This window comes from Aeromicrobium sp. A1-2, assembly GCF_003443875.1.
Taxonomy (GTDB): domain Bacteria; phylum Actinomycetota; class Actinomycetes; order Propionibacteriales; family Nocardioidaceae; genus Aeromicrobium.
In genome coordinates this window covers 1,995,935-2,008,333 of record NZ_CP027482.1, presented here as the reverse complement: position 1 = coordinate 2,008,333, position 12,399 = coordinate 1,995,935, and the positions used below count along the sequence as shown (strand labels likewise).

General features: G+C 66.8%; 13 protein-coding genes and 1 pseudogene. 12 read left to right on the top strand and 2 right to left on the bottom strand.

The genetic code is table 11. The features are described 5' to 3' along the window. The first annotated feature begins 15 nt into the window (after positions 1-15). From ffh to C6I20_RS09805, 4 genes are all read left to right on the top strand, one after another. Positions 16-1,542 carry a signal recognition particle protein gene (gene ffh, locus C6I20_RS09820; RefSeq protein ID WP_118395797.1) on the top strand — a complete coding sequence of 509 codons (1,527 nt, stop codon included), beginning with the start codon at positions 16-18 and terminating at the stop codon, positions 1,540-1,542. Between the two features lie 60 nt (positions 1,543-1,602). After that, the gene (locus C6I20_RS09815) at positions 1,603-2,112 is read left to right on the top strand and encodes a gluconokinase (RefSeq protein WP_118395796.1); all 510 of its coding nucleotides are present in this window, start codon (positions 1,603-1,605) and stop codon (positions 2,110-2,112) included. Between the two features lie 85 nt (positions 2,113-2,197). Then, positions 2,198-3,934 (top strand): ABC transporter ATP-binding protein, encoded by a 1,737-nt coding sequence (locus C6I20_RS09810; RefSeq protein ID WP_118395795.1) that lies wholly within the window; start codon positions 2,198-2,200, stop codon positions 3,932-3,934. A gap of 79 nt (positions 3,935-4,013) precedes the next feature. Continuing rightward, positions 4,014-5,939, top strand: coding sequence for an ABC transporter ATP-binding protein (locus C6I20_RS09805; RefSeq protein ID WP_254052100.1), 1,926 nt, complete (start codon positions 4,014-4,016; stop codon positions 5,937-5,939). 4 nt (positions 5,940-5,943) lie between these two features. Here C6I20_RS09805 and C6I20_RS09800 read toward each other — a convergent pair whose 3' ends face one another. After that, entirely contained in the window at positions 5,944-6,297 is a 354-nt protein-coding gene (locus C6I20_RS09800) for an ArsC/Spx/MgsR family protein (protein WP_118395794.1), read from the bottom strand. Positions 6,298-6,347: 50 nt separating this feature from the next. Between C6I20_RS09800 and C6I20_RS09795 the strand changes: the two genes are divergently transcribed. Both C6I20_RS09795 and C6I20_RS09790 read left to right on the top strand, forming a co-directional pair. Further along, a complete protein-coding gene (locus C6I20_RS09795; RefSeq protein ID WP_118395793.1) occupies positions 6,348-7,238 on the top strand; it encodes a sterol desaturase family protein in 891 nt (296 codons plus the stop codon). Positions 7,239-7,350: 112 nt separating this feature from the next. After that, the gene (locus C6I20_RS09790; RefSeq protein WP_118398795.1) at positions 7,351-8,121 is read left to right on the top strand and encodes a crotonase/enoyl-CoA hydratase family protein; all 771 of its coding nucleotides are present in this window, start codon (positions 7,351-7,353) and stop codon (positions 8,119-8,121) included. Positions 8,122-8,126: 5 nt separating this feature from the next. On the opposite strand, the gene C6I20_RS09785 is transcribed toward C6I20_RS09790, so the two are convergent. After that, positions 8,127-8,756, bottom strand: coding sequence for a TetR/AcrR family transcriptional regulator (locus C6I20_RS09785; RefSeq protein WP_118395792.1), 630 nt, complete (start codon positions 8,754-8,756; stop codon positions 8,127-8,129). Between the two features lie 73 nt (positions 8,757-8,829). On the opposite strand from C6I20_RS09785, the gene C6I20_RS09780 reads away from it, so the two are divergent. The 6 genes and pseudogenes from C6I20_RS09780 (at position 8,830) to rplS (ending at position 12,361) form a co-directional block, all read left to right on the top strand. Beyond that, entirely contained in the window at positions 8,830-9,660 is an 831-nt protein-coding gene (locus C6I20_RS09780; RefSeq protein WP_216822845.1) for an oxygenase MpaB family protein, read from the top strand. Between the two features lie 180 nt (positions 9,661-9,840). Then, a pseudogene (gene rpsP, locus C6I20_RS09775) lies at positions 9,841-10,272 on the top strand (30S ribosomal protein S16); the annotation flags it as partial. Between the two features lie 128 nt (positions 10,273-10,400). After that, on the top strand, positions 10,401-10,649 hold the full coding sequence (locus C6I20_RS09770; protein WP_371682632.1) for an RNA-binding protein: 249 nt from the start codon (positions 10,401-10,403) through the stop codon (positions 10,647-10,649). Positions 10,650-10,653: 4 nt separating this feature from the next. Continuing rightward, positions 10,654-11,169 (top strand): ribosome maturation factor RimM, encoded by a 516-nt coding sequence (gene rimM / locus C6I20_RS09765; RefSeq protein ID WP_118395790.1) that lies wholly within the window; start codon positions 10,654-10,656, stop codon positions 11,167-11,169. Positions 11,170-11,171: 2 nt separating this feature from the next. Next, a complete protein-coding gene (gene trmD / locus C6I20_RS09760) occupies positions 11,172-11,852 on the top strand; it encodes a tRNA (guanosine(37)-N1)-methyltransferase TrmD (protein ID WP_118395789.1) in 681 nt (226 codons plus the stop codon). Positions 11,853-12,010: 158 nt separating this feature from the next. Next, positions 12,011-12,361 carry a 50S ribosomal protein L19 gene (rplS, locus tag C6I20_RS09755; protein ID WP_118398789.1) on the top strand — a complete coding sequence of 117 codons (351 nt, stop codon included), beginning with the start codon at positions 12,011-12,013 and terminating at the stop codon, positions 12,359-12,361. Positions 12,362-12,399: the final 38 nt, after the last annotated feature.

Below are 12,399 nucleotides of genomic sequence, written 5' to 3'. Positions count from 1 at the left end.
GACGACGACCGACGTATGTTCGACACCCTGCAAGACCGCCTGCAGTCAGCGTTCAAGAACCTGCGCGGCAAGGGTCGACTCTCCGAGGCCGACATCGATGCCGTCGCACGCGAGATCCGGATCGCGCTGCTCGACGCCGATGTCGCCGTCCCGGTGGTGCGCGACTTCATTGCGAACGTCAAGGAGCGGGCCCGTGGCGCCGAGGTGAGCCAGGCGCTCAACCCCGCTCAGCAGGTCATCAAGATCGTCAACGACGAGCTCATCACGATCCTCGGTGGCGAGACTCGCCGGATCCGATACGCCAAGAACGGTCCTACCGTCATCATGCTGGCCGGCCTCCAGGGCGCCGGCAAGACGACGCTGGCCGGCAAGCTCGGGCTGTGGCTCAAGTCCCAGGGCAAGTCGCCGATGCTCGTCGCGGCTGACCTCCAGCGCCCCAACGCCGTCACGCAGCTTCAGGTCGTCGGCGACCAGGCCGGTGTCACGGTCTTTGCGCCAGAGCCGGGCAATGGCGTCGGCGATCCGGTCGAAGTCGCCACGAGCGGTCTGGCCGAGGCCCGTCGCACGTTGCACGACGTCGTCATCGTAGACACCGCCGGACGACTGGGCATCGACACCGAGCTGATGCAGCAGGCCGCCGACATCCGTGCGGCGGTCGATCCGGACGAGGTCCTGTTCGTGATCGACTCGATGATCGGTCAGGACGCCGTCGTCACGGCGCAGGCCTTCCTTGAGGGGGTCGACTTCACGGGTGTCGTGCTGACCAAGCTCGACGGTGACGCCCGAGGCGGTGCCGCACTGTCGGTCCGCTCGGTCACCGGCCGACCCATCATGTTCGCGTCGACCGGTGAAAAGCTGACCGACTTCGATGCGTTCCACCCCGACCGCATGGCCGGGCGCATCCTCGACATGGGCGACATGCTGACCCTGATCGAGCAGGCCGAGAAGGTCATGGACTCCGAGCAGGCGGCCAAGGACGCCGAGAAGCTCATGGGCGGGTCGTTCACGCTCGACGACTTCCTCAAGCAGATGGAAGCCATCTCCAAGATGGGCTCGATGTCCAAGATCATGGGCCTGATCCCGGGAATGGGCCAGTACAAGGACCAGCTCGCCAACTTCGACGAGCGCGAGGTCGATCGGATCAAGGCGATCATCTTGTCGATGACCCCGGCCGAGCGCACCAACCCCAAGATGATCGACGGTTCGCGCCGGATCCGCATCTCGAAGGGTTCGGGCACCCAGGTCAAGGACGTCAACGGTCTCGTCGACCGGTTCTTCGACGCCCGCAAGATGATGCAGCAGATGGCCAAGGGTGGCGGGATGCCCGGCATGCCGGGGATCCCGGGTGCGGGCCAGCGCACCGCCGCCAAGCAGAAGCCGCAGCAGAAGAAGAAGGGCAAACGGGTGTCGGGCAATCCGGCCAAGCGAGCGGCCGCAGCGACCGGAGCGGCGCCCAAGGACGACGGCGCCAATGCGTTCGGATTCCCCGCCGGCGGCAGTCAGGACTTCGAGCTGCCCAAGGAGCTCAAGGACCTGATGTGACCCTGGTGGGATGATCCCCCAGGGAGTGCGCCGCGGCGCCGCAAGGCTTAGCGTCAAGAGATGAAGTCACCTCCACTCGTCGTGGTCATGGGCATCTCGGGCGTCGGCAAGTCGGTGGTCGGGCACGAGCTGGCCGATCGCTTCTCGCTGGACTACGCCGACGGAGACGATTTCCACTCCGAGGCCAACATCGCCAAGATGTCGGCGGGGGCGCCCTTGACCGACGAGGACCGCTGGCCGTGGCTCGCCGAGATCGGTCGCTGGCTTGCCGCGCGCGGTGCCTCGGGGGGAGTGATCAGCTGCTCCGCGCTCCGTCGCGCGTACCGCGAGGTGCTGGTCGATGCTGCGCCTCGCACACACTTCCTGCACCTGGTGGGCGATCACGACCTGATCAAGTCCCGCATGGAGCACCGCGAGCACTTCATGCCGTCGTCGCTGCTGGAGTCGCAGGAGCGGACCCTCGAACCGCTCGAGGAGGACGAGAACGGTTGGGCCTTTGACATCACCCCCACCCCGGCCGAGATTGTGGAAGCCTTCGTGTCGCTAGCCGACCTCCCCCCAACCCACTGACCGTGACGTCTACGGTCCGGAATCCAGCTCAGCGACCCCGCGCACGTCAGACTCAGGGCGTTCTGGCGCGAGATAGCCTGAGGCAATGCTGATTCCGCTGTTGAGGACGTACCTCGCGCCCTACAAGCGGCCCATCGCCCTGGTCCTGCTCTTCCAGCTGATCCAGACGCTCGCCAACCTCTATCTCCCCGGACTCAACGCCGACATCATCGACAAGGGCGTCGTGGCCGGCGACACCGGATTCATCATCCGTACGGGGATCATCATGCTCGCGATCACGGTCGTGCAGGTCGTGTGCACGGTCGTCGCGGTCTACTTCGGCGCACGGACCGCCATGGCGCTCGGGCGGGACCTGCGGGCCGGCGTCTTCGGCAAGGTCGAGACCTTTGCGGCCCGTGAGATGGCCGAGCTCGGTGCGCCGACCCTGATCACCCGCTCGACCAACGACGTCCAGCAGGTGCAGCTCATCGTGTTCATGGCGCTCACGCTGCTCGTCACGGCGCCCATCATGTCCATCGGCGGCATTTTCATGGCGCTGCGGCAGGACGTTGAGCTGTCCGGGCTGCTGCTCCTCGTGATCCCGGCCCTGATCATCAGCGTCGGACTGGTGATCCGCCAGATGCGGCCGTTGTTCGGACTGATGCAGGTCAAGATCGACGGGATCAACGGCGTGATGCGTGAGCAGATCATGGGCATCCGTGTCATCCGGGCATTCGTCAAGGAGGAGCACGAGGCGGAGCGCTTCGGCGACGCCAACCGCGCCAACATGGAGGTCGCGATCGCCGTCGGCCGGCTGATGTCGATGATGTTCCCGATCGTCATGCTGATCATGAACGTCTCGGTCGTGCTCGCGACCTGGTTGGGCGGCTATCGCGTCGGCAGCGGAGATCTGGACGTCGGCACCCTCACGGCGTTCCAGAACTACCTTGTCCAGATCCTCATGGCGGTCATGATGGCGACCTTCATGCTGATGCTGTGGCCGCGCGCCGAGGTGTCCGCCGAGCGGATCACCGAGGTCCTCGAGACCGAACCCAGCGTTCGCGCACCCGACGACGCGCGGCCAGTAGTCCTCGACGGGGGACGGATCGACATCACGGCGGCGTCGTTCGCGTTTCCCGGCGCGGAGCACGACGTCCTCCACGAGATCGACCTGATGGCCCGGCCCGGTGAAATGACCGCGATCATCGGTTCGACCGGCAGCGGCAAGTCGACGCTGCTGGGCCTCATCCCGCGCCTGTTCGACGTCACCGCGGGGTCGGTCTCGATCGACGGCCGCGACGTACGCTCGATGCACCCCGAGGATGTGTGGGCTTCGATCGGGCTGGTGCCGCAGCGACCGTTTCTGTTCTCCGGAACGGTCGGCTCCAATCTTCGCTACGGCCGGCCGGACGCCACCGACGATGAGGTCTGGGCCGCGCTCGAGATCGCACAGGCCACCGACTTCGTGACCGCGATGCCGGAGCGGCTCGACGCGCCGATCTCCCAGGGCGGCACCAACGTGTCCGGCGGGCAACGCCAGCGGCTGGCGATCGCGCGCGCGATCATCAAGAAGCCGAGCATCTACCTGTTCGACGACTCGTTCTCGGCATTGGACTATGGGACGGACGCTGCCCTTCGCGCCTCGTTGCGCACCGTGACCGCCGATGCTGCGGTCGTGGTCGTCGCGCAGCGGGTCTCGACGATCCGAGGAGCCGACCGCATCGTCGTCCTTGACGAGGGCCGCGTGGTCGGCACCGGGACGCACCTGGGCTTGATGCAGACCTGCGAGGTCTACCGCGAGATCGTGCTGTCCCAGCTCACGCTCGAGGAGGCGGGAGCATGAGCGAGCGGCAGCGAGCGAGTTGTGAGGCAGCGATCATGCCGTCGGCTTCGTATCGTGGTTTCCCGACGACGGGGACGGCATGAGCGGCCGGGGACCGGGCGGACCGGCGCTGGCGGGGATGGGCATGCCGCCGGCGCGCGCCAGGGACTTCAAGGGCTCCCTGCGGCGCATGGCCGATCGACTGTGGCGCGATCCCGTCGTGGTGTGGGGAGTCGTGGCGTTCGGGGTCATCGCGACGTCGCTGTCGGTCGTCGGACCGCGGGTGCTTGGCCATGCGACGGACATCGTCTTCACGGGCTACCTGTCCGACCAGTTCCCTGCCGGCGCCACCAAGGCGGAGGTCGTCGCGCAGCTTCGCGCAGACGGCAACGACAAGCTGGCGTCGCTGATCTCCTCGGTCGACCTGCAGCCGGGGTCCGGCATCGACTTCACGAGCCTGTCCTGGGTGCTCGGCGGGGTCCTGGTCCTGTACGTCTTCGCATCCCTGCTGCAGTGGTTCCAGGGGCGGCTCACGACGATCGTCGTGCAGCGCACCGTCGCCGATCTGCGTGACGACGTCGAGGCCAAGGTCAACCGGCTCCCGCTGGCGTACTTCGATCGCACCGACCGCGGCGAGGTCCTGTCGCGCACGACCAATGACATCGACAACATCGCGCAGTCGTTCCAGCAGACCATGAGCCAGCTGCTCACCTCGGTGTTGATGGTCATCGGCACGCTCGTGATGATGATGGTCATCTCGCCGCTGCTCGCGATCGTGGCTCTGCTGACCCTGCCGTTGGCGTTCATGATCACCAAGAGCGTCACCAAGCGATCGCAGCCCGAGTTCATGAAGCAGTGGGGCGCGACGGGACGCCTCAACGGCCACATCGAGGAGGTCTTCACGGGTCACGAGGTCGTCAAGGTGTTCGGTCGTCAGCAGGAGGCGCGGCACGAGTTCGACGCTCGCAACGAGGCGGTGTTCGCGGCATCATTCAGGGCACAGTTCATCTCGGGCGTGATCCAGCCCGTCATGATGTTCGTCGCCAACATCAACTACGTGCTGGTGGCCGTGATCGGGGGCCTGCGGGTCGCGTCCGGGTCGCTCAGCATCGGCGAGGTACAGGCGTTCATCCAGTACTCCCGGCAGTTCACCCAGCCGCTGACGCAGGTCGCGGCAATGGTCAACCTGCTGCAGTCGGGTGTCGCCTCGGCCGAGCGGGTGTTCGCCCTGCTCGACGAGGAGGAGGAGCGGCCCGACGAGGCCGACGCGCCGTTCCCCGATCCCGTTCGCGGACGGGTCGTCTTCGAGGACGTCTCGTTCTCCTACAACCCCGAGCAGCCGTTGATCGAGCACCTCGACCTGGTCGCCGAGCCCGGTCAGACCGTGGCCATCGTCGGGCCGACCGGCGCCGGCAAGACGACACTGACCAATCTTGTGCTCCGGTTCTACGACGTCCAGTCGGGGCGCATCACGCTCGACGGCATCGACATCGCCCGGATGGATCGAGGTCCCCTGCGGGAGAATTTCGGCGTGGTCCTTCAGGACACTTGGCTGTTCAAGGGCTCAATCCGCGACAACATCGCGTACGGCGCTCACCGAGCCTCCGAGGAGCGGGTGATCGAGGCAGCCGAGGCGGCCTTCGTCGACCACTTCGTGCGGACTCTGCCCGATGGCTACGACACCGTGATCGAGGACGAGGGCGCCAATGTCAGCGCCGGCCAGCGGCAGCTCCTGACGATCGCTCGTGCCTTCCTCGCCGACCCGGCGATCCTGGTGCTGGATGAGGCGACCAGCTCGGTCGACACCCGGACCGAGGCGCTCGTCCAGGGTGCGATGGAGCAGCTGCGGTCGGGGCGGACGTCCTTCGTCATCGCGCATCGGCTGTCGACGATTCGCGACGCTGACCACATCGTGGTGATGGAAAGCGGTCAGATCGTCGAGCAGGGCACCCACAACTCGTTGCGAGCCGCTGGGGGAGCGTACGAACGGCTCTACGCGGCGCAGTTCGCCGCGCCCGCGGTCTAGCGCGTCACGCCAGGAAGTCGGCGACCCGATCCTTGGGGCGACCGATGATGGCGCGGTCACCGCGGACCAGGACCGGTCGCTGCATCAGGCGAGGGTGCTTGACCAGCAGGTCCGCCACGGCCTCGGGGGTCTGGTGGTCGCCGGGGTCGAGGCCGAGCCCCTGGAAGAAGGCGTCCTTGCGGACCAAGTCGGCAGGAGGATCCTCGAGCTTGCCGATCAGGTCGAGCAGCGCCGCTCGGTCCAGCGGGTGGCTGAGGTAGGTCACGACGGCGGCATCGAGACCGATGGCATCAACTGCCTCGACCGCGTGGCGGGATGTCGAGCATCCGGTGTGGTGAAGGATCGTCAGGTCGGACATGTCGTGAGCATACGACGACCTTAGACCCGCCCGCGTGCCACGATGGCCCGATGTGGGAAGCCTTCAAGCACAACCTGAGTGACCCGGCTGGTGCCGCGGTGCCGTTCTTCCTGCTGTTCATGGTCATCGAGATGGCGGCCGTGCGCCGCGAGGATGCGCACGACAAGCAGGAGGCCGAAGCGAGTGGGGACCGGCCCGGAATGGGCTACCTCAAGGAGGACACCCGGACGAGTCTGACGATGTTCCTCGGTTCGCTGGGGTTCTCGGTGGTGTTCCGCACCGCTGCGTTCCTGCTCTACACCGTGATCTACGTCCACCTGGCGCCGTGGCACCTCTCGGCGAGCAACCCGTGGACGTGGGTCGGGGTCATCATCGGTGTCGACCTGCTCTGGTACACGTACCACCGGTTCGCGCACCGGGTCCGCATCGGCTGGGCGGGACACCAGGCTCACCACTCGAGTGTCTACTTCAACTTCTCCACCGCACTGCGGCAGAAGTGGAACCAGTGGTTCGAGGTGCTGATCTGGCTGCCCCTCCCACTGCTGGGCGTGCCGCCGTGGATGATCTACTTCGTCTTCTCACTCAACCTGATCTGGCAGTTCCACCTGCACACCGAGCGGATCGATCGATTCCCCCGTTGGTGGGAGGCCGTGTTCAACACGCCGTCGCACCACCGGGTGCACCACGGCTCGGACCCGATCTATCTCGACCGCAACTACGGCGGCATCCTGATCGTGTGGGACCGGCTCTTCGGCAGCTTCCAGGTCGAGCAGCACCGACCCACGTACGGACTGACCTATCCCGTCGGCACCTACAACGTGTGGACCCTGCAGTACGGCGAGTACGTCAAGATCTGGGACGACGTCAGGCGAACGCGACGCCTGCGCGACAAGCTGGGCTACGTCCTGGCCCCGCCCGGCTGGGCGCCGGGGCGGAACTAGGCTCGCCCGGCAGGACGCGGCACTAGCGTTCCGTGACACGACTTCCGCACCTTCCTGCTGCGAAAGGCGCGGTCGGGTGGGGAGCCAGTGGCCGGGCGGCAAGAATGGCGGCATGAGTCATGTTCGTTTCGATGTCGACGAAGGCATCTGCACCATCACAATGGATCGGCCCGAGGTGCGCAACGCGGTCGACGGGCCGATGGCCGCCGAGCTGCACGAGGCCTTCCTGCGTTTCGGCGAGGACGACACACTGGCCGTCGCAGTCCTGACCGGTGCGGGCGGCACGTTCTGCGCCGGCGCCGACCTGAGCGCGGTCGGTGATCCGGAGCGACGCAACCAGCTCGACCCCGATGGCCTGGGCAGTGGTCCGATGGGCCCCAGTCGGATGGAAATCGGCAAGCCTGTCATCGCGGCGGTGTCCGGGCACGCCGTGGCGGGCGGCCTGGAGCTTGCGCTGCTCGCGGACCTGCGGGTCGTCGAGGAGGACGCGATCTTCGGTGTGTTCTGCCGGCGCTGGGGCGTCCCGCTGATCGACGGCGGCACTGTGCGTCTCCCGCGCATCGTGGGCCAGGGGCGGGCCCTGGACATGATCCTGACCGGCCGACCGGTCGGCGCGCACGAGGCCCTGCAGATGGGACTCGCGAACCGGGTCGTGCCGGTGGGGGAGTCGCTCGCCGTGGCGCACCACATCGCCGAGCAGATCGCCGCCTTTCCGGCGGAGTGCATGAAGGTCGACCGGGCCTCGGCCTACCGCCAGTGGGACCTGCCGCTCGATGCGGCCCTTCGCTCCGAGGGCGCGAACGGCGTGCCGATGGTTCGCTCCGAGGGCGCGGACGGCGCCCAGCGGTTCGCCGATGGCGAGGGGAGGCACGGCACGTTCTGACCGGCTCAGGCTCCCAGCGACGTGAAGGAGGCAGCGAACAGCTCGAGACAGACCTCGACGAGGTCTTCCTGGCTGAGGTCGAGATCGCCGTGCTGCCACGCAGTCAGGGTCTCGCCGAACCCGCCCACCAGGAAACGCGCCACGGCGTCGAGTCGACTGCTGGGATCGGTGTCGTAGAACGACTGGGCCTGGGTCGCGAGCAGGCCAGCAAACATCCGCATCATCTCGAGCCGCTTGGCCGCAAGGGCAGGGTGTGTCACCGCGGTGGTGAACATGAGCCTGCCGCGCCGTGGGTCGTCGGCCAGGTGGTCGATGATCGCTGAGAGTCCGAACCGGATCTGCTCGCGATCGTCGGCGGGCGCATCTGTCAGGGCGGCGAGCGCATCCTCGACCAGGTCCTGCACGACCTGCTCGTAGACGGCGACGGCGAGCGCGTCGCTGTCGGCGAATCCCTCGTAGAAGTAGCGGGCCACGAGCCCAGCCCGGGTGCACACGCCGCGCACCGTCAGTGCCGAGCCTTCGTCAGCCGATCCGAGCAGGTCGAGCCCCGCCTCGAGTAGTCGCTCACGGCGCTCGGCGACGCGCTGGGCAGCGTCGATGCCCCCGTACGGGCGTGCGGAGGACGAGGGAGTCATGGCTACATCTTGACATGGGCGAGCTCAACCGGTTCGATATGTGAGAACATCTGTTCTCACAATTGGAGCTGCGATGCCAGCCACCACCGTCCTCCCGGACGATCACCGTCTGCGCTACACGTTCGACCCGATCATGCTGCAGGGGGCGACCGCCAACGTCATCATGCAGCTGGCGTTGCGGCCTGTCGGGCATGGCGTGATCCACGGCTCGGTGGAGAGCGGGAACGTCTTCAAACACCCAATGAAGCGGCTGCGGACGACGCTGAGCTATCTGGCCGTCGCGACGCTGGGCACCGATGCCGAGATCGACGCGTATCGCGAGGCGGTCAACCGGGTGCACCGTCAGGTGCAATCCGCACCGGGTGCGGAGGTGAAGTTCAACGCGTTCAACAAGGACCTCCAGCTGTGGGTCGCCGCTTGCCTCTACATGGGATTCGTCCTGGGCCACGAGGCGCTGCACGGCCCGCTCGACGAAGACGTGGCGGACCACCTCTACCAAGAGGCGGCCACGCTCGGCACCTCGTTGCAGGTCACCCGCGACCAGTGGCCGACCGATCGCGCGGCCTTCGCGGTGTACTGGGAGCAAGGGCTGGCGCGGTGCGAGATCGACGACATGACCCGCAAGTACCTGTGGTCGCTGACCAACCTCGAACAGCTGCCCGCCTGGCTGCGGTGGCCGTTCGCGCCGTCGAGTCGGTTCTTCACGATCGGCTTCCTGCCGCAGGTTCTGCGCGACCAGATGCAGGCGACGTGGAGCTCAGGTCAGCAGCGGCGGTTCGACCGGTTCTTCCGTGCGTGCGGGTGGGTCTCGCGGTTCTCACCACGGCCCGTGCGAGAGTTCCCGTTCAACATCTACATGTGGGACGTGCGTCGCCGGATCCGGGCTGGCAAGCCGCTCGTCTGATCCGAGCGCAGCACCGAATTGGAGCCACGGCGGGTGTTCTGGCAGAATGACTCCTTGCGTCCGGTACGCATCGGGGACCCTCTCATCTCCGTGCACTCCGGCTCACCGATCTCGTCGGCCGTGTCCCCACGCGACACCGGCAGATCACCACATTCATACATCTGAGGAGACACCACACTCGTGGCAGTCAAGATTCGCCTGAAGCGCATGGGCAAGATTCGTACGCCGTTCTACCGCATCGTCATCGCCGACTCGCGCACCAAGCGCGACGGACGCGTCATCGAGGAGATCGGTACGTACAACCCCAAGGCCGACCCGTCGATCATCAAGGTCGATGGCGAGCGCGCCCAGTACTGGCTCGGAGTCGGCGCTCAGCCGACCGAGGCCGTCGCTGCGCTGCTCAAGATCACCGGCGACATCGGTGGCAAGAACACCATGAAGTTCGCCGAGGAGAAGCGCTCGAAGGAAGACATCTTCCAGGACGCCCTCAAGGAGCTCCACAGCGAGGCCAAGGCCGACGCGACGACCAAGAAGGCCGCCGCTGCCAAGAAGGCTGCTGCCAAGGCCGACGAGCCCAAGGCTGAAGAGCCGAAGGCCGACGAGCCGAAGGCCGACGAGCCGAAGGCTGACAAGCCGAAGGCTGAAGAGCCGAAGGCTGAAGAGCCGAAGGCTGACAAGCCCAAGGCCGACGAGCCGAAGGCTGAAGAGCCCAAGGCCGCCGACGAGGCCAAGGCCTGACCGTGGCACCCATCATCGAGGTCATCGAGCATCTCGTCGCCGGCATCGTCGACAGTCCTGACGACGTCGAGGTTCGTGCCAAGCAGACGCGCAACGGCGAGCTGTTCGAGGTCCGGGTCAATCCCGACGACCTCGGCAAGGTCATCGGCCGACAGGGCCGCACGGCCACCGCCATCCGCAAGGTCGCGGGCGCGATCGCCGGACGTGGCGGTGCGCGCATCGACTTCGTGGACGTCGATCGCCGGAGCTGATCCCGTGCAGGTCGTCATCGGTCGTATCGGCCGGGCCCACGGAATTCGCGGCGAGCTGAACGTCGACATCCGCACCGACGAGCCCGAGCGACGTTTCGCTCCGGGCTCGTCGGTCGTGTGCGGCAAGCGCACCCTCACGGTTGCCTCCGCCCGGCACCACAGCGGCCGGCTGGTCGTCGCGTTCAAGGAGATCCCGGACCGCAATGCGGCTGAGGCCATCCACGGCACGATCCTCGAGGCGTTCGTCGATCCGCTGGACGTGCCGGCGGATCCGGAAGAGTTCTACGACCACCAGCTGGTCGGCCTCGAGGCGCGCACCGGCGACACCGTCGTGGGTACTGTCACCGGCATCGTCCACGGACCTCACCAGGACACGTTGGCGGTCAAGATCGACGACCGCGAGGTGTTCGTGCCGTTCGTCACCGAGATCGTGCCTGTCGTCGATGTCGCGGGAGGCTTCGTCACGATCAACGAGATCGAGGGGCTGCTCGACCCGACCCGGGCCGAGACGAGCGACTGACCGTGCAGATCGACGTCCTGTCCATCTTCCCGGCCTACCTGGATGCCCTCCAGTTGTCGCTGGCGGGCAAGGCCCAGGCGTCGGGCCTGCTGCAGGTCACGACTCACGACCTGCGCGACTTCACGACCGACAAGCACCGCAGCGTCGACGACACGCCGTACGGCGGCGGGGCCGGCATGGTCATGAAGGCCGAGCCGTGGGGTGAGGCACTCGACGCGCTGAGCACCCCTGAGAGCGTCATCGTCGTCCCGACGCCGTCGGGCGTCCCGTTCACGCAGCGTGGTGCTGACCGGCTCAGCCGTGAGGGCCATCTGGTTTTCGCCTGCGGTCGCTACGAGGGCATCGACCAACGCGTCATCGACCATGCCGCAGACCGCTGGCGGGTCGAAGAGGTGTCGTTGGGCGACTTCGTGCTCAACGGGGGAGAGGTCGCCGCGCTGGCGATGATCGAGGCGATCGTCCGCCTGATCCCCGGCTTCATGGGCAACCCCGAGTCCCTGGTCGAGGAGTCGCACGGCGACGACGGCCTGCTGGAGTACCCCGTCTACACCAAACCGTCCAGCTGGCGGGGTCTGGACGTGCCGGAGATCCTGCTCTCGGGCAATCATGCAGCGATCGCCACATGGCGCCGGGAGCAGGCGCTGGAACGTACGCGGCAGCGCCGCCCCGATCTGCTGACCTGAGCCGGACGGCCGATTTCCTCCGGACCGGCCGCATGTGGCAACATTGACCCTTGGCGCTGACGATTCTGCCTCAGGGGAATCGTGATGACCGCCGCACGACCCCCCTCATTTTCGCAAGCTATCCGTCGGTGACCTGTGGCACCAGCGAGGAGAACACCATGACCAACATCGTCGATCAGGTCGGCAACGCAGCACTGCGCACCGATCTTCCTGACTTCCGCGCCGGCGACACGCTCGACGTGCACGTCAAGGTCATCGAGGGCACCCGCTCGCGCGTCCAGGTGTTCAAGGGCGTCTGCATCAAGGTGCAGGGCTCGGGCGTCGGCCGTACGTTCACGGTCCGCAAGGTCAGCTTCGGCGTCGGCGTGGAGCGTACGTTCCCGCTGCACACCCCCGTGATCGAGAAGATCGAGGTCGCGATCCGCGGCGACGTGCGCCGCGCCAAGCTCTACTACCTCCGCAGCCTGCGCGGCAAGGCCGCCAAGATCAAGGAAAAGCGCGACATCTGAGCGTCTGCGCGTCCGTCGCCGCAGCGTCATCAGTTGCG

Bases quoted from the DNA above. Each gene is read 5' to 3' on its own strand.
- C6I20_RS09815 (WP_118395796.1), top strand. From the start codon at position 1,603: ATGAAGTCACCTCCACTCGTCGTGGTCATGGGCATCTCGGGCGTCGGC.
- ffh (WP_118395797.1), top strand. From the start codon at position 16: ATGTTCGACACCCTGCAAGACCGCCTGCAGTCAGCGTTCAAGAACCTG.
- C6I20_RS09805 (WP_254052100.1), top strand. From the start codon at position 4,014: ATGAGCGGCCGGGGACCGGGCGGACCGGCGCTGGCGGGGATGGGCATG.
- C6I20_RS09800 (WP_118395794.1), bottom strand. From the start codon at position 6,297: ATGTCCGACCTGACGATCCTTCACCACACCGGATGCTCGACATCCCGC.
- C6I20_RS09810 (WP_118395795.1), top strand. From the start codon at position 2,198: ATGCTGATTCCGCTGTTGAGGACGTACCTCGCGCCCTACAAGCGGCCC.
- C6I20_RS09790 (WP_118398795.1), top strand. From the start codon at position 7,351: ATGAGTCATGTTCGTTTCGATGTCGACGAAGGCATCTGCACCATCACA.
- C6I20_RS09785 (WP_118395792.1), bottom strand. From the start codon at position 8,756: ATGACTCCCTCGTCCTCCGCACGCCCGTACGGGGGCATCGACGCTGCC.
- rplS (WP_118398789.1), top strand. From the start codon at position 12,011: ATGACCAACATCGTCGATCAGGTCGGCAACGCAGCACTGCGCACCGAT.
- C6I20_RS09780 (WP_216822845.1), top strand. From the start codon at position 8,830: ATGCCAGCCACCACCGTCCTCCCGGACGATCACCGTCTGCGCTACACG.
- C6I20_RS09795 (WP_118395793.1), top strand. From the start codon at position 6,348: ATGTGGGAAGCCTTCAAGCACAACCTGAGTGACCCGGCTGGTGCCGCG.